General features: G+C 35.9%; 25 protein-coding genes, 1 pseudogene and 1 riboswitch. Of the genes and pseudogenes, 22 read left to right on the top strand and 4 right to left on the bottom strand.

The window, feature by feature from the left end; translation table 11 throughout:
- The first annotated feature begins 21 nt into the window (after positions 1 to 21).
- Both J7E77_RS29035 and J7E77_RS29040 read left to right on the top strand, forming a co-directional pair.
- Positions 22 to 777, top strand: a complete 756-nt coding sequence (locus J7E77_RS29035) for a peptidoglycan DD-metalloendopeptidase family protein (protein ID WP_251026710.1) — start codon at positions 22 to 24, stop codon at positions 775 to 777.
- A 144-nt stretch (positions 778 to 921) separates the two neighbouring features.
- Positions 922 to 1,053, top strand: a riboswitch (FMN riboswitch).
- A gap of 166 nt (positions 1,054 to 1,219) precedes the next feature.
- On the top strand, positions 1,220 to 1,804 hold the full coding sequence (locus J7E77_RS29040; protein WP_214718958.1) for an ECF transporter S component: 585 nt from the start codon (positions 1,220 to 1,222) through the stop codon (positions 1,802 to 1,804).
- Positions 1,805 to 1,917: 113 nt separating this feature from the next.
- Here the strand turns inward: J7E77_RS29040 and J7E77_RS29045 are convergent, their stop codons facing one another.
- A complete protein-coding gene (locus J7E77_RS29045) occupies positions 1,918 to 2,166 on the bottom strand; it encodes a ferredoxin (protein ID WP_024030326.1) in 249 nt (82 codons plus the stop codon).
- A 261-nt stretch (positions 2,167 to 2,427) separates the two neighbouring features.
- On the opposite strand from J7E77_RS29045, the gene J7E77_RS29050 reads away from it, so the two are divergent.
- The 5 genes from J7E77_RS29050 to J7E77_RS29070 all read left to right on the top strand — a co-directional run bounded on the left by J7E77_RS29050 (position 2,428) and on the right by J7E77_RS29070 (position 6,839).
- A complete protein-coding gene (locus J7E77_RS29050) occupies positions 2,428 to 3,465 on the top strand; it encodes a YpbB family protein (RefSeq protein ID WP_214718960.1) in 1,038 nt (345 codons plus the stop codon).
- Entirely contained in the window at positions 3,465 to 4,979 is a 1,515-nt protein-coding gene (locus J7E77_RS29055; RefSeq protein ID WP_214718962.1) for a RecQ family ATP-dependent DNA helicase, read from the top strand. Before J7E77_RS29050 ends, J7E77_RS29055 begins: the two co-directional genes overlap by 1 nt.
- Positions 4,976 to 5,581 (top strand): CPBP family intramembrane glutamic endopeptidase, encoded by a 606-nt coding sequence (locus J7E77_RS29060; protein WP_214718963.1) that lies wholly within the window; start codon positions 4,976 to 4,978, stop codon positions 5,579 to 5,581. The genes J7E77_RS29055 and J7E77_RS29060 overlap by 4 nt, the downstream gene beginning before the upstream one ends.
- The gene (locus J7E77_RS29065; protein WP_214718964.1) at positions 5,578 to 6,291 is read left to right on the top strand and encodes a LysM peptidoglycan-binding domain-containing protein; all 714 of its coding nucleotides are present in this window, start codon (positions 5,578 to 5,580) and stop codon (positions 6,289 to 6,291) included. Before J7E77_RS29060 ends, J7E77_RS29065 begins: the two co-directional genes overlap by 4 nt.
- A 92-nt stretch (positions 6,292 to 6,383) precedes the next feature.
- On the top strand, positions 6,384 to 6,839 hold the full coding sequence (locus tag J7E77_RS29070; protein ID WP_214718966.1) for a YpbF family protein: 456 nt from the start codon (positions 6,384 to 6,386) through the stop codon (positions 6,837 to 6,839).
- 27 nt (positions 6,840 to 6,866) lie between these two features.
- Here J7E77_RS29070 and J7E77_RS29075 read toward each other — a convergent pair whose 3' ends face one another.
- From J7E77_RS29075 to J7E77_RS29085, 3 genes are read right to left on the bottom strand one after another with little or no spacing between them, the layout of a single operon-like run.
- Positions 6,867 to 7,436, bottom strand: a complete 570-nt coding sequence (locus tag J7E77_RS29075) for a manganese catalase family protein (RefSeq protein WP_214718968.1) — start codon at positions 7,434 to 7,436, stop codon at positions 6,867 to 6,869.
- Between the two features lie 21 nt (positions 7,437 to 7,457).
- On the bottom strand, positions 7,458 to 7,718 hold the full coding sequence (locus J7E77_RS29080) for a spore coat protein CotJB (RefSeq protein ID WP_214718971.1): 261 nt from the start codon (positions 7,716 to 7,718) through the stop codon (positions 7,458 to 7,460).
- Positions 7,715 to 7,945, bottom strand: coding sequence for a spore coat associated protein CotJA (locus J7E77_RS29085; protein ID WP_214718973.1), 231 nt, complete (start codon positions 7,943 to 7,945; stop codon positions 7,715 to 7,717). The genes J7E77_RS29080 and J7E77_RS29085 overlap by 4 nt, the downstream gene beginning before the upstream one ends.
- A 104-nt stretch (positions 7,946 to 8,049) precedes the next feature.
- Between J7E77_RS29085 and J7E77_RS29090 the strand changes: the two are divergent.
- From J7E77_RS29090 to fni, 15 genes and pseudogenes are all read left to right on the top strand, one after another.
- Positions 8,050 to 8,250 (top strand): annotated as a pseudogene (locus J7E77_RS29090) (CBS domain-containing protein); the annotation flags it as partial.
- A 54-nt stretch (positions 8,251 to 8,304) separates the two neighbouring features.
- Positions 8,305 to 8,673, top strand: coding sequence for a hypothetical protein (locus J7E77_RS29095; RefSeq protein WP_214718975.1), 369 nt, complete (start codon positions 8,305 to 8,307; stop codon positions 8,671 to 8,673).
- Between the two features lie 24 nt (positions 8,674 to 8,697).
- Positions 8,698 to 9,480 carry a metallophosphoesterase gene (locus J7E77_RS29100; RefSeq protein ID WP_214718977.1) on the top strand — a complete coding sequence of 261 codons (783 nt, stop codon included), beginning with the start codon at positions 8,698 to 8,700 and terminating at the stop codon, positions 9,478 to 9,480.
- A gap of 75 nt (positions 9,481 to 9,555) precedes the next feature.
- Positions 9,556 to 10,137 (top strand): genetic competence negative regulator, encoded by a 582-nt coding sequence (locus tag J7E77_RS29105; protein WP_214718979.1) that lies wholly within the window; start codon positions 9,556 to 9,558, stop codon positions 10,135 to 10,137.
- A gap of 241 nt (positions 10,138 to 10,378) precedes the next feature.
- Positions 10,379 to 11,656, top strand: a complete 1,278-nt coding sequence (locus tag J7E77_RS29110; protein WP_214718980.1) for a Glu/Leu/Phe/Val family dehydrogenase — start codon at positions 10,379 to 10,381, stop codon at positions 11,654 to 11,656.
- Positions 11,657 to 11,751: 95 nt separating this feature from the next.
- Complete coding sequence (locus J7E77_RS29115; protein ID WP_214718981.1) at positions 11,752 to 12,732, top strand: YpdA family putative bacillithiol disulfide reductase; 981 nt, start codon at positions 11,752 to 11,754, stop codon at positions 12,730 to 12,732.
- Complete coding sequence (locus J7E77_RS29120) at positions 12,732 to 13,688, top strand: asparaginase (RefSeq protein WP_214718996.1); 957 nt, start codon at positions 12,732 to 12,734, stop codon at positions 13,686 to 13,688. Before J7E77_RS29115 ends, J7E77_RS29120 begins: the two co-directional genes overlap by 1 nt.
- Positions 13,689 to 13,802: 114 nt before the next feature.
- The gene (prsW, locus tag J7E77_RS29125; protein ID WP_098931580.1) at positions 13,803 to 14,492 is read left to right on the top strand and encodes a glutamic-type intramembrane protease PrsW; all 690 of its coding nucleotides are present in this window, start codon (positions 13,803 to 13,805) and stop codon (positions 14,490 to 14,492) included.
- Between the two features lie 147 nt (positions 14,493 to 14,639).
- On the top strand, positions 14,640 to 15,464 hold the full coding sequence (gene sleB, locus J7E77_RS29130; RefSeq protein ID WP_374103017.1) for a spore cortex-lytic enzyme: 825 nt from the start codon (positions 14,640 to 14,642) through the stop codon (positions 15,462 to 15,464).
- A 14-nt stretch (positions 15,465 to 15,478) separates the two neighbouring features.
- Positions 15,479 to 16,828: a germination protein YpeB gene (ypeB, locus tag J7E77_RS29135; RefSeq protein WP_214718987.1), complete on the top strand. Its 1,350-nt coding sequence runs from the start codon at positions 15,479 to 15,481 to the stop codon at positions 16,826 to 16,828.
- Between the two features lie 79 nt (positions 16,829 to 16,907).
- Positions 16,908 to 17,087 (top strand): YpfB family protein, encoded by a 180-nt coding sequence (locus J7E77_RS29140; RefSeq protein WP_088088814.1) that lies wholly within the window; start codon positions 16,908 to 16,910, stop codon positions 17,085 to 17,087.
- 158 nt (positions 17,088 to 17,245) lie between these two features.
- Entirely contained in the window at positions 17,246 to 17,920 is a 675-nt protein-coding gene (cmk, locus tag J7E77_RS29145; RefSeq protein ID WP_214718988.1) for a (d)CMP kinase, read from the top strand.
- Positions 17,921 to 17,922: 2 nt separating this feature from the next.
- On the top strand, positions 17,923 to 18,504 hold the full coding sequence (locus J7E77_RS29150; protein ID WP_214718989.1) for a lysophospholipid acyltransferase family protein: 582 nt from the start codon (positions 17,923 to 17,925) through the stop codon (positions 18,502 to 18,504).
- 163 nt (positions 18,505 to 18,667) lie between these two features.
- Positions 18,668 to 19,807: a 30S ribosomal protein S1 gene (gene rpsA, locus J7E77_RS29155; protein WP_214718991.1), complete on the top strand. Its 1,140-nt coding sequence runs from the start codon at positions 18,668 to 18,670 to the stop codon at positions 19,805 to 19,807.
- Positions 19,808 to 19,818: 11 nt separating this feature from the next.
- Positions 19,819 to 20,877 carry a type 2 isopentenyl-diphosphate Delta-isomerase gene (gene fni / locus J7E77_RS29160; protein WP_214718992.1) on the top strand — a complete coding sequence of 353 codons (1,059 nt, stop codon included), beginning with the start codon at positions 19,819 to 19,821 and terminating at the stop codon, positions 20,875 to 20,877.
- Positions 20,878 to 21,055 lie beyond the last annotated feature (178 nt).

Below are 21,055 nucleotides of genomic sequence, written 5' to 3' on the forward strand. Positions count from 1 at the left end.
GAAAAGAACTAAGGAGGTTGAATGAAGAAAATGCGAGACTACATAAAAAGGGTTCTTATTGCCCTAATTATGGCGCTATGTATCAGTTTGTTATTTTTAGGTGGAATACATTCCGAAGCAAGTATGAAGGATGAGAAAGAGATAAAGGATGGGTGGATATGGCCTGCAGACGGTATTATTTCTGATACATATGGAACGAGAATGGGTAAACATAAGGGAATTGATATTGCTGGAAAATTGAACACCCCTGTTCTTGCCGTCGATGATGGTCAAGTAGTTAAATCCTATTATTCGAATACATACGGAAATGTAGTATTTATAAAACATCCAAGTCATTTTGTTACTGTCTATGCCCATTTAAACAAGCGAACTGTATTAGAAGGTCAAAGTATTAAGCAGGGAACCGTAATAGGGAAAATGGGGAGAACAGGACAAGCTACTGGGACCCATCTTCATTTTGAAACCCACCAGCATGAGTGGAGATATGATAAGAAATATGCATTGGATCCAGAAAAGTTCTTAGGAAAAGCGGACACAGGCGAGAATGTACAGGGTGGAATAGCTGGAATCAATGACGATGTATTAGAAGCAAGCTCCCATGTAAAACTTCAAAAGGAAGACAAAACAGAGAAAGGAAAAAAACAATATATCGTCAAACAAGGCGACACATTGTACTCCATTTCGAGGAAAAGAAATATGACGGTAACACGTATTAAACAACTTAACCATCTGTCCTCGGATCTTATTAAACCTAAGCAAGTATTAAATGTAAATTGAGATAATAAACAACCCGTGGACTCAAGTGTCTGCGGTTTTTTTTTTGGAAACTGTTTAAAAAAGTTACAAATGCGTTAAAACGTAAACCTTTTACTTAACAAAAAATGCAGGAAGCAGTATAATTATATTTGTAATTATATATCGATCTATCTTCGGGGCAGGGTGAAATTCCCGATCGGCGGTATTTGAGTGAAACTCATAAGCCCGCGAGCCTTTATGGCAGGATTTGGTGTGATTCCAAAGCCGACAGTATAGTCTGGATGGGAGAAGATGGAGGTTCTGCAGACGTTCAAAAAATTAATGTTTAATGAACGTTTATTAAGCGTGCCTTTGTAAACTCCCTCAAGTAGATTTTCTTGAGGGAGTTTTTATTTACTTAGGTCTCGACTGTTTGCTGAACCTCTCTTCCTAAACGCGATGGATCAAAAAAGGAGAGAGGAAGATGAAGAAGATGAAGAAACAGAGGAAAATGAATGTAAGGGCTTATGTGTCAATTGGAATGTTGAGCAGTATTGCATTTCTGTTAATGCTAATACAATTTCCATTGCCTTTATTCCCAAATTTCTTGTTTGTCGATTTCAGCGACATCCCAGCATTAATTGCCACATTGATTTTTGGACCAATTGCAGGAATATTAGTTGAGTTTTTTAAAAATGTCCTTAATTATATTCAGACAGGAAGTTTTACAGGAATTCCTGTTGGCCATATAGCCAATTTTGCTGCTGGCATTGTGTTTATCCTGCCAACATATTTCGTATATAATAGACTCAAAACTAGAAAAGGTATGACATTAGCGTTAATCGCCGGGACAGCCATAATGGCGGTAATGATGAGTTTGTTAAATTACTTCTTCATTTTACCGGCTTATACTGCTCTTATGGGATTCCCTGATATGCGTAATTTGGTAGTCCCTGCTATCTTACCTTTTAACTTAATAAAAGGTGTTATGATGTCATCCATCTTTATGCTTCTGTTCATTCGGATGCAGGCATGGATTAATAAGAACACAACAATTAAAAGCGTCTAATAAATAAAAACAACAGGATGGACCCATTCCTCCTGTTGTTTTTTTGTAAAAAATTAAAACCTCTCCCTTAAAAAGGAGAGAGGTAGTAGCTTAACATTTGTTTTACCTAAATATTATTCAAATTTAGTTGGATTGCCATCAAAAGCTTCGTCAGCTACCTTAATGGAATCAGTAGGACAGCCTTCAAAAGCATCCATCATATCATCGATTAATACATCTGGAATTTCAACAATTCCTTCATTATCATCAAGAGTTACAAATGCAATGCCTTCATCATCATAATCATAAATATCTGGTGCTGCTGCGCCGCAAGCCCCACATGCAATGCAAGTTTCCTTATCCACAATTGTGTACTTTGCCATGAAAAAAAACCTCCCAGTAATATAAACAAAATTATTCTTACACATTTTCCATTATCAAATTGAAAACGGATAACTCATATCTATTGTAAAACTGTATCGATAACTTTTCAATAGAAAAATACCCATATACCTGTAGATTATATAGTTGAATTTCTAATTCTTCCACATTTTTGGGCAACAATCTACTTTATTTCATGATAGAATAAAGAAGAAAAATGGATATTTTGTCGATAATGTACGAAAAACGGCGGGGGACTTAGTATGATGCAACTTGAATCCATTATTCTTTATAGTGTCAAACAATTAAACAGGGAACGGACGATTTACTCCGTCTATCACCTGTTGAATGGAAAAAAATCATCACAAACTATCCAAGACGCCCACCTATTTTCATTAAAAAAATTTTTTGGGATTTATGAGCAATTAACAAGGGACTCCTTTGATGAAATACATCAATCAATGGTAGAAAAAAATTGGTTAATAAATATAGGGGAACAACGATACGATGTAACGACCTCTGGAATGACACTTCTAGAAAACAAACCATTGCCCAAATATATAAATGGCTGGACCTTTCATCAAATATCCTCTCTATTTTGGGAAAGATTGTCCCTACTAATTCAGGTGGTATCCAATCTTGCTTTTAGGGAATCAAGATATATACCCATTCAAAAAAACAAAGACGTCCATATCTGGTTAAAAGCTACTCTAAAGGACATCACCGTACCTAGGATGGAGATGGGGACTACTGTCTATTCAGAGTTAAATGAATGTTTTAATACAGTGAAAGACATGGACCCATCACTTTTAGTGTTTCGGTTAACTGGTTTTCAGCAGATTGGATTAACCCCTCATCAAGTAGCAAAAAAGCTGAAGTTAGATTTTCATGATTATCAGATTGGTTTTACTAATGCCCTTCATTACTTGATTCAAAGAATAATGGAAGACGGTAATCAGTTTAAAATCTTACCTTATCTTATCCATGATCTAATGCAAGATGATGAATTAACCCTTTCCTCAAGGAAAACACAGGCATTATTATTACAAGGATATAGCCTTGATATGATTGCAAATCTTAGACACTTAAAATTAAGTACAATAGAAGATCATCTTGTTGAATTAGCCTTAAATGTAAAGGATTTTTCCATTGATACATACGTCGATAGTGAGTTACAAAATAAGATTTTGGAAGTTTCGCGGCAAAAAGTAACCAAACAGCTAAAAGTGATAAGAGAAAAAGTAGGTACTGCTACTTATTTTCAAATAAGGTTAGTTTTAGCGAAATATGGTGATAGATAATGGAATTAGAAAAGGTTTTAAAAAAACATTTTGGTTATCAAACGTTTAAGACTGGACAAAAAGAGGTAATCACCTCCATTCTTGCTGGGCAGCATACACTGGCAATGCTCCCAACTGGAACTGGAAAATCCCTGTGTTACCAACTACCTGGGATTATTTTAGATGGGCACATTTTAATTATTTCTCCTCTTCTATCATTAATGCAGGATCAAGTGGAACAATTTAAAAGATTTGGTGAAAAAAGAGTCATTGCTTTAAACTCTTTTCTTTCGGGAGAGGAAAGAAATAGGGCCCTTCATCATTTAAGTCAATATAAATTTATCTTCATATCACCTGAAATGTTGAGAGTTCCCTATATCCTTCGTAAACTTCAAGAGCTTACGATTGCATTGTTTGTTGTAGATGAAGCCCATTGTATTTCCCAATGGGGCTTTGATTTTCGCCCGGATTATTCAAAACTAGGTGAGATTCGAAAGAAATTCGGTAATCCACTAACGCTTGCACTGACAGCGACAGCTACAATAAAGGTACGACAGGACATTATTGCTTCACTTGATTTAGAGGAAATAGTAAAAATAGAATCGACCATAGACCGACCCAATATCGGCTTTTATGTAAAAGAACTATTTGATTACCGCGATAAACAAGCCAGTGTCCTCGAGTTTGTTGCCAAATTGAAAAAACCGGGAATTATTTATTTTTCAAGTAAAAAAGCTGCCGAACAGATGGCGACATTACTAACAGAAAAAGGAATCTGTCAGTCAATGGCCTATCATGGCGGATTGGATCAAAATACAAGAATACTGATTCAACAACAGTTTATCTATGGGCAATTAGATGTAATATGTGCTACGAGTGCTTTTGGCATGGGTATTAATAAAGAAAATATCCGTTTTATTATTCACTATCACATGCCAATGCAAATAGAATCTTTTCTACAGGAAATCGGAAGGGCAGGTCGTGATGGCGAACCGAGTATTGCCATCCTTTTATATTCGCCAGGGGATGAACAGCTTCCAATCCAGCTTGCAGAGAATGAATTGCCATCTGAACAGCAAATAGACTGGTTGTTTAAAAAGGTAGAACATGACCATCTTCTGAAGGATGGAAAGATCAATCTAAATACGAAACTAATGGAGCTTGGCGGTTTTACCGAGATTCAATGGAGGATTGTTGAGGACTTTGTAAATAATTCATTTCTAGAAATGGCTAGCCTTGAAAAATTACAATGCACTATTAATGATTTTGTTAAGGAAAGATTATCCATTAAGAAAAATAATATTTATTGCATGAAAAAATGGATTGAAACCAATTCTTGCAGACGTGAATATATTTTACATTATTTTGATGAAATATTGTCTAACAAGCTAAATCCATGCTGCGACATTTGCGGGCTTCAAATAAATGATTATCAAAATATTAATTCTAATCATTTTCCTTCAGTAAAAACAAATGAAAAAAACTGGAACGACTATCTTGCTAAAATTCTAATCAATTGTGAGTTGAGGGAATGAAAAAAAAGTATTTTGAATTAATTAATGAATTAACGGATAAAGATTTGCTTTTTCACCTGTACATGACACAGGGAATTCTCTGTGTGATCTCATTGATATTAGGTTTTATATTTTTTGACCATTTCTCCTATTTAAATAATATTTCTTTGAATGACTTTCATATTATTTCAATCGGACTCCCTGCCGGTATTACAGTGGTAATGGTCGATATACTTTTAATGAAATCGCTGCCTTCGTCCTTTTATGATGATGGCGGTTTGAATGAAAGAATATTTAAAAATAGAAATTTGTTTCACATCTTTATCATTGCCCTTTTAGTAGCTTTTAGTGAAGAATTATTGTTTAGAGGGATCATTCAAACAAAAGTAGGCCTCATTTTAGCAAGTATTATTTTTGCAATCATCCACTATCGATACCTTTTTAATTGGTTTTTGTTTGTAAATATTGTTATATTAAGCTTTTTTATTGGTTTAATATTTCAGTGGACAGACAATTTAGCAGTCACAATTGTTATGCATTTTGTCATTGATTTTTTATTAGGAGTATATATAAAATTTAAACGACCAATCAGAGAAGATGAACAGGGAGGAGTAGCTCCATGAATAATGAAGAACCATTCAGGGACCAAGCGGAAAGATTAAAACAGCGAATAGAAAAAATTAATGAAAAAGTCGAAGACATGGAAGTTTTGCCGCCACGGGAGCAGATACATCGCCCAAAGAGGAAAAAAACAAAATGGAAGCTAAAATATCCACTTATTCGTCTATTAGTTTTGTTCTTTATCCTCCTGCCTATAATCATATTTAGTGTAATCTCTTACCGTGACGGTGCTAAAAAAATAAATGGTGTTGAAAAACTATCAGTTGAATCAGTAGGGTATGAAACGATTAATTTGGAAAATTCTAAAGATGACGAGGAAACCCTAGAAAATCCTGATGAATCGAAGGAAGCAATTTCTGAAGCTAATGATTCAGAAGAAACTAGCCAAGAATCTAACGCCGGAGTAGAACAAACTGAAACGGCTGTGGATACATCTGTTCAACCCGAGAGTACAAATGAAAACAAAACGGATTCTCAGGTATCAGATATTAATAGTGAAAAAGAAAAAGAATCAGAAACTAGCGTAGTATCGACAGAACCAGAAGATAGTAAAATCATTTCTCATACGGTTAAACCAAATGAAAACCTTTATAGGATAGCAATGACGTATTATCAGTCCCCAAAGGGAATGGAAATTATTGTGGAGGCAAACCATCTAACGAGTAACCAACTAAATGCAGGGCAGGTTTTGAAAATACCAATAAACAATTAACCGATCCAAAAGTGATCGGTTTTTTTTTATAGAAAAACATAATAGAAGGGACAAGTTCATATGTATATACAGAGAAATGGAGGGTGATAAAAATGGATTCTCCAATCCAATTACTTGAAAATACTGATCAGGCAACGAAGCAGGCTCTTGAAAATGTAAGAAAACGAAAAGAAAAATTTGACCGTTTTAAAAAGCGGCATATTCTTTCAATTTGGGCCACAATTATTTTAGCAGCTAGTTTCTTAACCTATTTGTATATCACAGTTGCCAGTATTTATTCCTATTCCTTTGCTGCAATGTTTTCTGCGTTTGTAAATGACTCCAATAATTTAACATTGTTGGTTTTTTGTGTCGGAATGTACGGTACAATGAATTTACTGAAAGAAAAAAAAGACAAAGCAGAAAAGGAATATCATGAATTAAGATGTGAAATCGTCGACCGCAGTAAGGATTATTGGAAAAAAGAAGAAGAATGGAAATCACGTCACATTGTTTTTGAAATGATGAAAACAAAATATGACATAAACTTATATCATGAAAAAAAATAAGAAGCAGACTAACTGCTTCTTATTTGATTAGAAAATCGTCTTTTTACCCTGTTGGTCTTTTAAAATTTCCACTGCTTCCCGGAAACGTTGCGAATGAATGATTTCCCGTTCACGTAAGAAGCGCAGACTATCATTGATATCAGGATCATCACTTATGTTAATCAACCACTGGTAGGTAGCCCTTGCCTTTTCTTCTGCTGCAATATCTTCATATAAATCTGCAATTGGGTCACCCTTAGCGGTTATATAAGTTGCTGTAAATGGAACTCCTGCGGCATTATGGTAGTATAATGCACTATCATGGTCAGCATAATGTGCTCCCAATCCAGCTGCTTTCATTTGCTCAGGCGTGGCGTCTTTCGTTAATTTGTAGACCATTGTAGCAATCATTTCGAGGTGGGCGAACTCTTCTGTACCGATATCTGTTAGAAGGCCAATTACCTTATCTGGAATCGTGTATCGTTGGTTTAAGTATCGGAGTGCAGCAGCAAGTTCGCCGTCGGCACCCCCATATTGCTCAATTAAATATTTTGCTAAGGTTGGATTACAAGTACTGACTCGAACAGGGTATTGTAATTTTTTCTCATAAACCCACATTAAGCTCTTCCCTCCCTTTAATTAAACTTGCCACGGCCATGGGGTATCTTTCCAGTTCCATGGATATCCGGAGTAGCTATTTCCAAATTGAAGCAATGGACCAAATTGGCTTTCAAATGCCTTTTTGATACGTTTTCGTTCTTTTGCGTAATGATTGAATTGATTGATTGCCTCTAGGTCATCAGGATGGGTATCTAAATATAATGTGAGTTCTACTAAAACAAAGTCAACCGTTTGAAGCTGCTCCATTATTTGATAATATTCGGCAGGGACCTGTTTCATGTTGGCAGGCCCCCTTTTGCTTTCTCCAAGGAATTGTACCAAGGATCATAGAAGTCCTTCCAGAGCGTGCCAGCTCTCAATGCTTCTTGCGGTGAAAATTGTGGAAGATTAGGTGGTTGAAAGCCCATATATAAATGTGGCGGGGTAGAGTAAGTTTTTTCAGGAATTGGCTTGCAAGGGTCAAACGGACTCGCATAAGGATGATAGGTTTTAAAGTGTGTATTCATTTTAGCCCTCCCTTTATCAACATCATTAAATAATATGAAATTCTCCTTTTTCTATGTCATAATCTTAAAATATAAAAGGTTTTTTCCAAGTAAAGTTGAAGTATACTGAAGGTCGGATTGCTTGTCTGTCTGAAATTGCCCATCAGTACCATGAGCATATTATTTCACTTGTTACTTTTGATGAAACTGATAAACTTGTCCGAAGAATTGTTATGAAGGTTGAAAGGAAGAACAATATTGACAAATTTACAAAGAGGCTGGAAGAACATGGGTTCAGAATTTTAAGTATCGAAGAGGACCAATAACTGAATTAGGTAATATTTTCAATCCTTCTCATACATTGTATGGGAGGGATTTTTATGTATAAAAAAGTATTGACGGATTTGGTTATTTTTCTAAGTGGATATCTGCTCATTAAATGGATTACGATTCCTCATCCATTTGTCCTTTCTGAGTTCTTTATAGTGCTTGTAATAAATCCATTAAAATTTTTTGTAGCTTCAGTGGTTTTTTTTATTGGATTTCTCGTTACCGGAAAAGTTATTCGTGAGCTGTTACATAGGACAAGAAAAATGGGGCAGAAACGAGAAAAATTAGGTATGAATCTTTTCTTGGAGTATCTCTTCCTTTTTTTTATTTTTTTCCTTCTTTTTAAAATGGGATGGGAGCAAACCCTTGTCTTTTTTAGTTTAAGTCTTTTTTATGGTATGATTTCCATTGAACTTTAAGTTAAGAAATGGGGAAAAGGAAATATGGTTATTAGTTTAGTTGTCCTGTTCATCGGTGGTGTATGTCTTCTTATATATATGTTACGTGAAGCATTTTTAAATAAAGTAATAGAACATGAATTATCTTTTTCTGACTTTCCTAAATCTCTTGGCAGTGTTTCGATCTTTTTTATATCGGATATTCATAGGAGAAAGATATCTGATAAAATTATTAACCCTGTTAAGGGGAAGGCAAATATAGTTGTAATCGGCGGAGATTTAACAGAAAAAGGGGTTCCTTTTGAGAAAGTTAAAGCAAACTTGTTGAAACTAAAGCAAATTGGTCCTGTCTACTTTGTATGGGGAAACAATGATTATGAAGTAGATTATCATAAATTAGATGCCATCCTCCTGGAGTTAGGTATTAAAATATTAGATAACACCGCTGTGACTTTTGAATCAGCAGAAGGTGAAAAATTTTGTTTACTTGGTGTAGATGATTTAAAGCAAGACCGAGATCGTCTGGATTTAGCCTTACTAGATGCAGAAGAGAAAAGTTTTAAAATTCTAGCAAGCCATTATCCTGATATTACAAATAAGATTCTTTCTGAACATGAAATTCGCTTAGTGTTATGTGGTCATACCCACGGGGGGCAAATTCATATTTTAGGATATAGTCCACATGAAAGAGGGAAAATAAAAAGATTAGATAATACAATTCTTCTTATTAGTAATGGTTATGGTACCACTACCATCCCTTTAAGGTTGGGGGCACCTGCTGAATGTCACTTGATTACACTAAAGTGGAATTCTGGTATGGAAGGATAAATATAGACAATTCACCAACAGGACCCCAGGGCATACACTGAAAACAAGAGTTATGTCACGGCAGGGGGCAAAATCATGCGCTTAGAACGCTTAACGGCCAATAAAATAAAAATTTTTCTAACCTCTGATGATTTATTTGACAGGGGACTCTCCAAAGAAGATATTTGGAAAGACTCCATAAAATGGAATCAGCTTTTTCATGATTTGGTGGAAGAAGCAAGTGAGGAATTTGACGTTGATATCCAAGGTTCTGTGGCGGTAGAGGTGTTCTCCCTCCAGGCTCAAGGGATGATATTGATCATTACCGTTGATGAAGCAATTGAAGATGAGGAAATTCTATATGATGGATTTATTGAAATGCAAGTAAGGATGGAAGGTTTTGAGGACCTATTGTATGAGTTTGATGATTTTGAGGATATAATTGGTCTTTCAAAAAGACTATCCACTGTCAATATTTTTGGTGGAAGCCTATATGCAATGCATAATCGCTATTATTTAGTAATGAATAATTTAGAAACTGAAAATAATATTAAGGCAGCTTGTGTTTTATCTGAATTTGGTAATGCTTCTATTCTAAGTCCGTACGTTTTAGCTGAGTATGGGAAACGAATAATCGAAAATAATGCGGTGGAAACTATTCTTCAATATTTCAAGTAATTTAGCTTCTTTTTAAGAAAGTAAGTTAGAAAGGGCAACCACCGCCCTTTCAATCATTAAAAGCTTTTAAGATATAATTTGTAGCCATTGCAATTTTTAGAAATCCTTTAAAAATGCAATTGGCAACGTTTACATAATGGTTCAGGTAGTTGTTTTTTCCTCTTGCATAAATCAATTAAAGGTGTATACTTGTGTCTGAAAGCTGACAACATTCGTAGCATTTTTTTAGGGAGGATTACAAATGGTAGCCGATAAAGATAATGAAAAGACTAATCAAGTGGAAAAGCATGATGTGTTGAAATCGACACAAACCGTTATACATAAAGCCCTTGAAAAGTTAGGTTATCCTGAAGAGGTATACGAGCTCTTAAAAGAGCCATTACGTTTAATGACAGTTAAAATTCCAATTAGAATGGATGACGGTTCCATAAAAATATTTACTGGTTACCGTGCCCAGCATAATGATGCTGTGGGGCCAACAAAGGGTGGAATTCGTTTCCATCCAGGTGTGACAGAAACGGAAGTGAAAGCCCTTTCGATTTGGATGAGCTTAAAATGTGGAATTGTCGATCTTCCGTATGGCGGTGGTAAAGGCGGTATTGTCTGCGACCCTCGTGATATGTCCTTTAGAGAGCTTGAAAGATTAAGCCGGGGATACGTAAGAGCAATCAGTCAAATTGTTGGACCAACTAAAGACATTCCAGCTCCTGATGTGTTTACCAATTCGCAAATCATGGCTTGGATGATGGATGAATATAGCCGAATTGATGAATTTAATTCACCAGGTTTTATTACGGGTAAACCACTTGTTCTTGGAGGGTCACATGGACGTGAATCTGCAACGGCAAAAGGAGTAACAATCTGTATCCAAGAGGCTGCTAAAAAGAAAGGTATTCAAATTGAGGGTGCAAGGGTTGTTATTCAAGGTTTTGGTAATGCTGGAAGCTTTTTATCTAAATTCATGCACGATGCAGGTGCAAAAGTAATTGGAATTTCTGATGCATACGGAGCTTTGCATGATCCAAATGGTTTGGATATTGATTATCTATTAGATAGACGAGATAGCTTTGGAACGGTTACAAAATTATTTAATAACACGATAACAAATAAGGAATTGCTAGAACTTGAATGCGATATTCTTGTTCCTGCTGCAATAGAAAATCAAATTACTGAAGAAAACGCTCATAATATTCGTGCAAGCATTGTGGTAGAGGCGGCAAATGGTCCAACTACACTAGAGGCGACAGAGATTTTAACAGAACGAGGAATTCTCCTTGTCCCGGATGTATTAGCATCTGCCGGTGGTGTAACCGTTTCTTATTTCGAATGGGTTCAAAATAACCAAGGTTACTATTGGTCTGAGGAAGAAGTAGAAGAAAAATTGGAAAAGGTAATGATAAAATCCTTTAACAATATTTATGACACTGCCCAAACACGCCGTGTCGATATGCGACTTGCTGCATATATGGTTGGAGTTAGAAAAATGGCAGAGGCAAGCCGTTTTAGAGGCTGGATTTAAAACTTAACCATTGAAACATAGTGAAAAAACTCCTATCATAGACGATAGGAGTTTTTTTGTTATCCTGTATGATTGTTTTAAGGGGTGTGCTTATTATGCAAATAGAAGATATCATTATTGTTGGCGGTGGCCCATGTGGTTTAGCAGCGGCGATCGCAGTTCAGGATATAGGGAAAAAACCACTTATTATTGAAAAAGGAAATGTGGTGAATTCAATTTATCACTATCCTACACATCAAACATTTTTTAGTACAGCAGAAAAATTAGAAATTGGCGAAGTACCCTTTATTACAGAACATTATAAACCTAAAAGAAATCAGGCGCTTGTTTATTATCGAGAAGTTGCCAAACGGAAACAGTTACGAATAAATGCGTTTGAAAAAGTTACCAGTGTATCAAAACAAGGTGGGCTGTTTCATGTTTATACCAATAAAAATACTTATTGTGCCCGCTATGTAATCATCGCAACCGGTTATTATGATCATCCCAATTATATGGAGGTACCTGGTGAAAATTTATCAAAGGTATTTCACTATTTTAAAGAAGCCCATCCATTTTATGATAAAGATGTTTGTGTGATTGGTGGGAAAAATTCTAGTGTTGACGCTGCAATAGAACTTGTGAAGGCTGGAGCGAGAGTAACAGTTTTATATCGTGGGGAAAAATACTCTCCAAGTATAAAGCCATGGATTCTTCCTGAATTTGAAGCGTTGGTCCGGGCGGGAACCATTTTGATGGAATTTAACGCTACCCTAAAAGAAATAACGGAAAATCAAGTTGTATATATAAAAGACCATAACGAAAAAGTGATAAGCAATGATTTTGTTTTTGCAATGACAGGCTACCATCCAGATCATCAATTTTTACGGAACATGGGTGTAAATATAGATGGGGAATCAGGGCGACCCTTCTTTAATGCAGATACAATGGAGACAAATATTGAGGGGATATATATAGCAGGCGTAATTGCGGCAGGAAATAACGCAAATGAAATATTCATTGAAAATGGCAGGTTCCACGGTGGGGAAATTGCTTGCTCAATCCTAGAAAAAGATGCAAAAAGGGTGACAAAATGATGAAAAAAGTTGTCTTATTAACAACAGGTGGAACAATAGCAAGCAAGCCAAATAAAGATTCAGGAAAATTAGCCTCAGGTGCGTTAACTGGTGAAGAGCTCGCTAGTATGTGTAATTTGCCAAAGGACATTGAAGTCGTTATTGAATCTGTTTTTCAAAAAGCTAGTATTCATATTACATTTGATGATTTAATTTTATTAAAAAACAAAATTGAGGACTATTTTAAGGATGAAGATGTTTCAGGCGTGGTTGTCACACATGGAACGGATACAATGGAAGAAACATCCTACTTTCTTGATTTAACAATTAAAGACCCAAGAACTGTTGTCGTTACAGGTTCCCAGCGCTCGCCAGAGGATTTAGGCAGCGATGTGTATATTAATTTGCGTCATGCCATTTATTGTGCTTGTTCTTATGATTTAAGGGATGCTGGCACCGTTGTCGTTTTTAATGAACGAATATTTGCTGCAAGATATGTAAAAAAAGAACATGCATCCAATATCCAGGGTTTCAATGCATTTGGATTTGGCTATCTTGGCATTATTGATAACGATCAGGTTCATGTTTTTCAAAAACCAATCAAAAGAGAGTATTTTGAAATAGAATCATCTATTCCTCAAGTCGAAATTATTAAATGCTATATTGGAGCTGATGGGAAATTTATTAAAGCAGCTCGAGAGGCGGGGATTGCTGGAATTGTCCTAGAAGGAGTGGGACGTGGTCAGGTTGCCCCTAAAATGATGGCAGAAATTGAAAAAGCTATTGCAGCGGGAATTAAACTGGTTGTCACTACAAGCGCAGAAGAGGGTTCAGTATACACAACCTATGATTATGAAGGAAGTGCCTTTGATCTTTTTAATAAGGGAGTTATTCTAGGAAGTGACAACGACTCTAAAAAAGCAAGAATTAAATTGGCTGTAGCCCTTGCTAGCAATTTGAAGGAAATTAAATTTTAAGCTAACCAAATGTCAAACGGTTGAAGTCGGCTTAATAAATGGAATGAATCTTTCATTTTCTTTATAGAGAATACATGATACGATTAAGAAAATGGATTGGAAAAGAGGTTCATCATGCTGGGAATATTATCCGCCGGAATTGCCCCCGGACTGGCCTTACTTAGTTATTTTTATTTAAAAGATGAATATGACTCAGAGCCAATATCCTTCGTTCTAAGGACATTTATGTACGGAGCCCTTCTTGTGTTTCCAATCATGTTTATCCAGCATGTACTTGAAACAGAACATATAATTAAATCTGATCTTTTCAATGCGTTTCTTAGCTCAGGTCTATTTGAAGAGTTTTTCAAATGGTTTATTCTCTTTTATGTTGTCTATCAGCATGTAGAGTTTGATGAACCCTTTGATGGAATTGTCTATGGAGTAGCTGTTTCACTTGGTTTTGCTACAATAGAAAATGTCTTCTATTTAATAGCTAATGGAATCGAACATGCGGTAACACGTGCATTATTACCTGTTTCAAGTCACGCTCTATTTGGTGTAATTATGGGCTTTTATATTGGAAAAGCTAAGTTTACGGAAGGGAATAAAGCTAAATGGGTTATATTTTCCCTTCTCTTACCATTTCTTCTGCACGGTGCATACGATTTTATCTTAATTTCCCAAGAAAATTGGCTCTTTATTATTTTTCCTTTTATGATTTTTCTTTGGTGGTTTGGACTAAGGAAAGTGAAAAAAGCTAAAATATTAAGTGCCAATCATATGAAAAAGCAATATGCTGTCCAAAAAACCCTTCACTTGTAAAGGGTTTTTTTATTTATTCTCATTAAGATGGAATAAAAACACCTTTTAAACAAAAAATAGGGTTACTGATAAAAGATTTACAATGGGGGTTAATATTCCATGATAAAGAAAAAAATTTTGCTAAAATTTTCCATATTAATCTTTCTTATGTTTGGGACATCTACATTTATTGAAAGCAAGGAGGTCAGAGCTTTCTCTAATCAGATTATCCAAAAAGGTGCGGTCGGTGATGATGTCATTGAACTGCAATCCAGGCTCCAGTATCTTGGATTTTACCATGGGAAGATTGATGGGGTATTCGGATGGAGTACGTATTGGGCGTTAAGAAATTTTCAATATGAATTTGGGCTGCCAATTGATGGATTGGCGGGGTGGCCAACAAAATTAAAACTAGCCAAAGCAAGCAAATACAATGAACAGTTTGTAAAAAAGCAAATAAACTCAGGTAACAAATTTACACATTACGGTGGGGTAGATGAAAGTAAACAAAGTGTCCCTAATCCAGCAAAACAAACACCCAAAAATACAGCTCCACCAAAAAATACAGCTCAAAAAAACACTTCACCAAAAAAAGGGACACCCAAAAAGCCAACAGCTGCTAACATACCAAATGGTTATTCACAAAATGATATCCAATTGATGGCTAATGCCGTTTATGGAGAATCAAGGGGCGAACCCTATACAGGTCAAGTTGCTGTTGCAGCTGTTATTCTCAATAGGGTAAATAGTTCAACATTTCCTAATACAGTTTCAGGAGTAATTTTTGAGCCTGGTGCTTTCACGGCCGTTGCTGATGGGCAAATTTGGCTAACACCAAATGAAAATGCTAAGAAAGCCGTAGTAGATGCAATCAATGGTTGGGACCCAACTGGAGAGGCATTATACTATTTTAACCCAGATACTGCTACTAGCGGCTGGATATGGGGACGACCTCAAATAAAACAAATCGGAAAACATATTTTTTGCAAATAGAGAGGTGAATAGAATTGATTAGAGGAATATTAATAGGTGTTCTCGCTGTAGGTGTCGCGGGAACAGCCTATTGGGGCTACCAAGAACATCAGGAAAAAAATGCAATATTAATAAATGCAGAAAATGCTTATCAACGAGCATTCCATGATCTTTCCTATCAAGTGGATTTATTACACGATAAGATTGGAACAACCCTTGCAATGAATTCAAGGCAATCATTGTCTCCATCGTTAATTGAGGTATGGAGGATTACTTCAGAAGCACATAGTGATGTAGGGCAACTGCCGTTAACATTACTACCTTTTAACAAGACGGAGGAATTCTTGGCCAAAATTGGAAACTTCAGCTATCGAACCGCTGTTAGAGATTTAGACAAGGAACCATTGTCAAAGGATGAATACAACACTTTAAAGGTACTTTATAAGCAGTCTGGTGATATTCAGGATGACCTTCGAAAAGTACAGCATATGGTACTCAAAAATAACCTTCGCTGGATGGATGTTGAACTTGCCCTGGCTTCTGGCAAGGAATCTACGGATAATACAATAATTGACGGCTTTAAATCTGTAGAAAAGACAGTGACAGGCTATGTAGAAACGGACTTGGGCCCAACTTTTGTAAATATGCAAAAAAAGGATGAAAATTTTAAAAAAATAAAAGGAAAAACGATTTCCAAGCAAGAAGCAATTAAAATCGCTAAAAAGTATATGAAAATTGATAGGAATTCCGAAGTGAAAGTTACTGAAAATGGAAAAGGTTCCAATTATGGTTTTTATAGTGTTTCCATAAGAAATAAGAAAACCGGTGATGAAGGCAGTATGGACATTACCAAAAAAGCGGGACATCCAATTTGGTTTATTAACCATCGAGATGTAAAAAAACAAGTTCTCAGTTTAAATGATGCTGATAATAAGGCAGCAACTTTTCTAAAAGAAACAGGTTTTAAAGATTTAGAGATATTTGAAAGCACACAATATGACAATATCGGTGTTTTCAATTTTGTTTCAAAAATAAATGGTATTAGAATTTACCCTGAATCGATTAAAGTTAAAGTTGCTTTGGACAATGGTGATATTATTGGTGTATCCGCTGAAGAGTATTTAAAATCTTTTCAGACAAGGAAAATAGAAAAGCCTGCTATTTCTTTAGAACAAGCCAGAGCAAAGGTGAATCCTAACTTTAAAGTAATGGAAGACCGACAGGCAATTATAATAAATGACCTTAACGAAGAGGTGCTTTGTTATGAGTTCCTTGGGACAATCGATGATGATACCTATCGTATTTTTATTAATGCAAAAAGCGGTGTAGAAGAAGATGTTGAAAAAATGAAGAATGCTGAGACGGTATATGAAGACGTGATATAAGGAAGAGCAATTGCTTTTCCTTATATTTTTTTCAAATAACTCCAATAATAAATATATATTGATTTGTGGAGTGGATGTTATGAAAAAGGTAGAAAGAGTTTTAATTAAAGTTGTCATCATACAGTTTATTTTTCTATTTTTTGCACAATTATTTTTTCATCAGTTGGATGTCTTTCCTCAAGTAAAACAATTGACTAAATACGAAGGGGTAAATGAAAATACATATACTGATATTCTTGAAACCTTCCAGGGAAAATGAGAAAGCAGGCCTGCCTGCTTTCTTTTGATTGAACATAATTATAATTGTCATTAAATTTCATTTTTATAGTCGTAAATAAAAGAGGCATTGACATATCTTGTGGTAAAATAAATAGTAGACAACATCTGAGATAATCATGATGGCAAATAGGAGGATTTATGGAAAAAAAAATATCAATCGCAATAGACGGCCCTGCTGCAGCCGGTAAGAGTACAGTTGCAAAAATTGTAGCAGAAAAACTTTCTTATATTTATATCGATACTGGTGCTATGTACCGGGCATTAACATATAAGGCAATAGTTAATCAGCTAAATTTAGAAGATGAAGATTCATTATTAGAGACATTATTATCTACGGATATTAAATTGCTGCCTTCTGAGAGTGGGCAATTAGTATATCTAGACGATCGGGATGTGACAGATGAGATTCGTTTTGCTGAAGTAACTAATTCGACTTCATATGTTGCTAAACATCAGAAAGTCCGTGAAGAAATGGTCAGAAGACAACAAGCTTTTGCCTCTGAAGGCGGAGTTGTAATGGATGGTAGGGACATCGGGACACATGTATTGCCAGGTGCAGAGGTAAAGATATTCTTACTTGCTAGTGTCGAGGAAAGAGCTGAGAGGCGTCATATTGAAAATGTCCAAAAAGGATTTTCATCCGACTTAGAAAAGTTGAAAGAAGAAATTGCTCGTAGAGATAAAATCGACACAGAGAGAGAAATAGCACCACTGAAAAAAGCAGATGATGCAATTGAAATTGATACAACCTCTTTGACAATTCCTGATGTTGTTGAAAAAATAATGACGTTGGTGCACGAAAGGATTGGATAAGTGTGACGTTTTATGCGTTTGCAAGGTCAGTTGTATATGGAGTTTTTAAGCCATGGTATAGGATTGAAGCCATCGGACGTGAACATTTCCCGAAAGAGGGCGGGGTTCTTCTTTGTTCTAATCATATCCATAATTTCGATCCTATGGTTGTAGGAATCATGGCACCACGACCTATTCACTATATGGCAAAAGAAGAGATTTTTTCCGTTCCTGTTTTAGGTAATATTGTTAGGAAATGCAATGCATTTCCGGTTAAAAGGGGATTTAACGATCGTGAAGCACTTAGAACAGGTCTAAAGCTTTTAAAGGATGGTCATGTTTTCGGTCTTTTTCCAGAGGGAACAAGGAGTAAGACTGGGGAATTAGGAAAAGGACTTTCCGGAGCAGGATTTTTTGCTCTAAGATCAACAGCAGCGGTTGTACCTTGTGCTATTATTGGACCGTATAGAAGTTTCCGAAAATTAAAGGTCGTCTATGGACAACCCATTGACCTGGAAGAAATGAGAAAAGAGAAAGCTTCAGCAGAACAAGTTACTGAATTAATTATGTCAGAGATTGAAAAACTTAAAAAAGAACATCAATAGGTTCTGCTTGACAAAAAAGACTATTTGTAAGAAGTTAATGGAAAGAGATTTTTTTTGAAAATTCACTGCTTTTAGGTTTGTTTTATATATGTTGTATGCTGCGTGGCATCCACCAGTTCATATATAGAATTTTTAGGAGTAAATGGATTAAGGAGGAATACATATGTCGGAAGAATTAAATCAAGTAGATGTGAGAAACTTTGAAATCGGGGATAAAGTGACAGGACAAGTTACTAAAGTAGAAGAAAAGCAGGTGCTCGTGGATATCCAAGGCAGCAAAATTGATGGAATCATCCCAATCAGTGAACTTTCAAGCCTGCATATTGAAAAAGCATCAGATGCAGTCGCAGATGGTGATGAATTAGAATTAGAAGTTTTAAAAGTAGAGGAAGAAGCGATTATCCTTTCCAAAAGGAAAGTAGATGCAGAAAAAGCATGGGAGAGTTTAGAAAAACAATTCCAAAGTGGAGAAGTTTTTGAAGCTGAGGTTAAAGACGTCGTAAAAGGTGGCCTTGTTGTTGATCTCGGAGTTCGTGGTTTTGTACCAGCATCCCTCGTTGAAGCTCATTTTGTAGAAGATTTCAGCGATTATAAAGGCCGTATCCTAACCTTTAAAATTGTAGAACTTGATAAGGAAAAGAATCGATTAATTCTTTCTCATCGAGCTGTTGTAGAACAAGAAAAAGGTAAACAAAAACAAAATCGCCTAACTGCAGTTCAAGTTGGCCAAATTATTGATGGTACAGTTCAAAGAATCACTGATTTTGGGGCATTCGTAGATATTGGCGGCATTGACGGTCTTGTTCATATTTCCCAATTATCTTATGAGCACATCGATAAGCCTTCTGATGTAGTTCATGAAGGGCAACAAGTACAGGTTAAGGTATTGAGTGTTGATCGTGATAATGAAAGGATTTCTTTATCGATTAAAGAAACACTTCCTGGACCTTGGTCAAATATTTCCGAAAAAGCACCAAAAGGAACCGTCTTAAAAGGAAAAGTGAAAAGATTGGTTTCTTATGGAGCATTTGTCGAAGTATTTCCAGGTGTTGAAGGGTTGGTTCATATCTCTCAAATTGCCCATAAACACATCGGTACACCACATGAAGTATTGAAAGAAGGACAGGAAGTAGATGTCAAAGTTCTTGAGGCAAATGAGTCAGATCAACGTTTATCCTTAAGCATTAAAGAACTTCTTGAAAAAGAGTATGAGGAAAACCATGACTATGAACTTCCTGAAGAGTCAAAAGGCTTTCAGCTTGGAGAAGTTATTGGAGATAAATTAAAGAATCTAGGAAAATAATGGTGATTTAAGTGTCTAGATCTGAACGAAAATGGGACCACATTCGTTATGCCCTTGATAATAGGAGACATCATGCTTCAGCTTTCGATGATATAAAATTTATTCACCAAGGATTACCGAATATCGGTGTGTTCGATGTTGGATTAGACCATGAAATTGGCGGACTTTATTTAAGTTCGCCAATTTTTATCAATGCCATGACCGGTGGTGGTGGTGAAAAAACTTATTGTATCAATAAAGAGCTGGCAATAGTAGCTAAAAATACCGGTTTAACAATGGCCGTTGGGTCACAAATGGCTGCATTAAAAGATAAAACTCAAAAATACACCTATGAAATTGTCCGTAAAGAGAATCCCAAAGGTGTTATTATTGCAAATTTAGGGAGTGAAGCCTCACCAGACGACGCAAAAGCTGCTATCGAGATGGTTGAAGCAAATGCCCTGCAAATACACTTAAATGTAATTCAAGAATTAACTATGCCAGAGGGAGATCGGAATTTTTCCGGTGCACTTAAAAGAATTGAATCCATTGTTAAAGAGCTAACAGTCCCTGTTATTGTGAAAGAAGTTGGTTTCGGTATGGCAAAGGAAACTGTTCATTCACTTTCGTCAATTGGCGTTAAAGTGGTTGATGTGGGCGGCTCTGGGGGAACAAATTTTGCTGAAATTGAGAATAAGCGCAGGGAAAAATCTCTGTCTTTTTTTAATCAATGGGGAATCCCGACGGGTGTATCTATTCTTGAAGCAACGTCAGTTTCTAATCATCTATCCATCATTGGCTCGGGGGGATTTATGTCAGCGCATGATATTGCAAAAGGAATAGCGATTGGAGCAGATGCGGTTGGCATGGCAGGTTATTTCTTGAAAATTCTTGTTAATGATGGGATAGAAACGTTACAGAAAGAAATCGAAACCCTTCATGAGGAATTAAAAATGATTATGACTGCTTTAGGTACAAAGACTGTTTCAGATTTAAAAAATGCACCCCTAATAATATCTGGCGAAACCTATCATTGGTTAAATCAAAGAGGCATAGATACAAAAAAATATGCAAAGCGTTCCATAAATTAAAAGCTCCCGCAACCGCGGGAGCTTTCAGATTGTAGACAAAAGGCATTCGAATGAGCCCATTCGATGCCTTTTTATTGGATTTTTGCTCGTAAGAGCAAAATTTAGACCTATCCTTTGACTATTATTACGCAAATTCTGGACCTTTCCACGTCCAGTTGGCCATCTTTTTCAAGTTCAT

It is taken from the genome of Bacillus sp. ISL-77 (genome assembly GCF_018613105.1).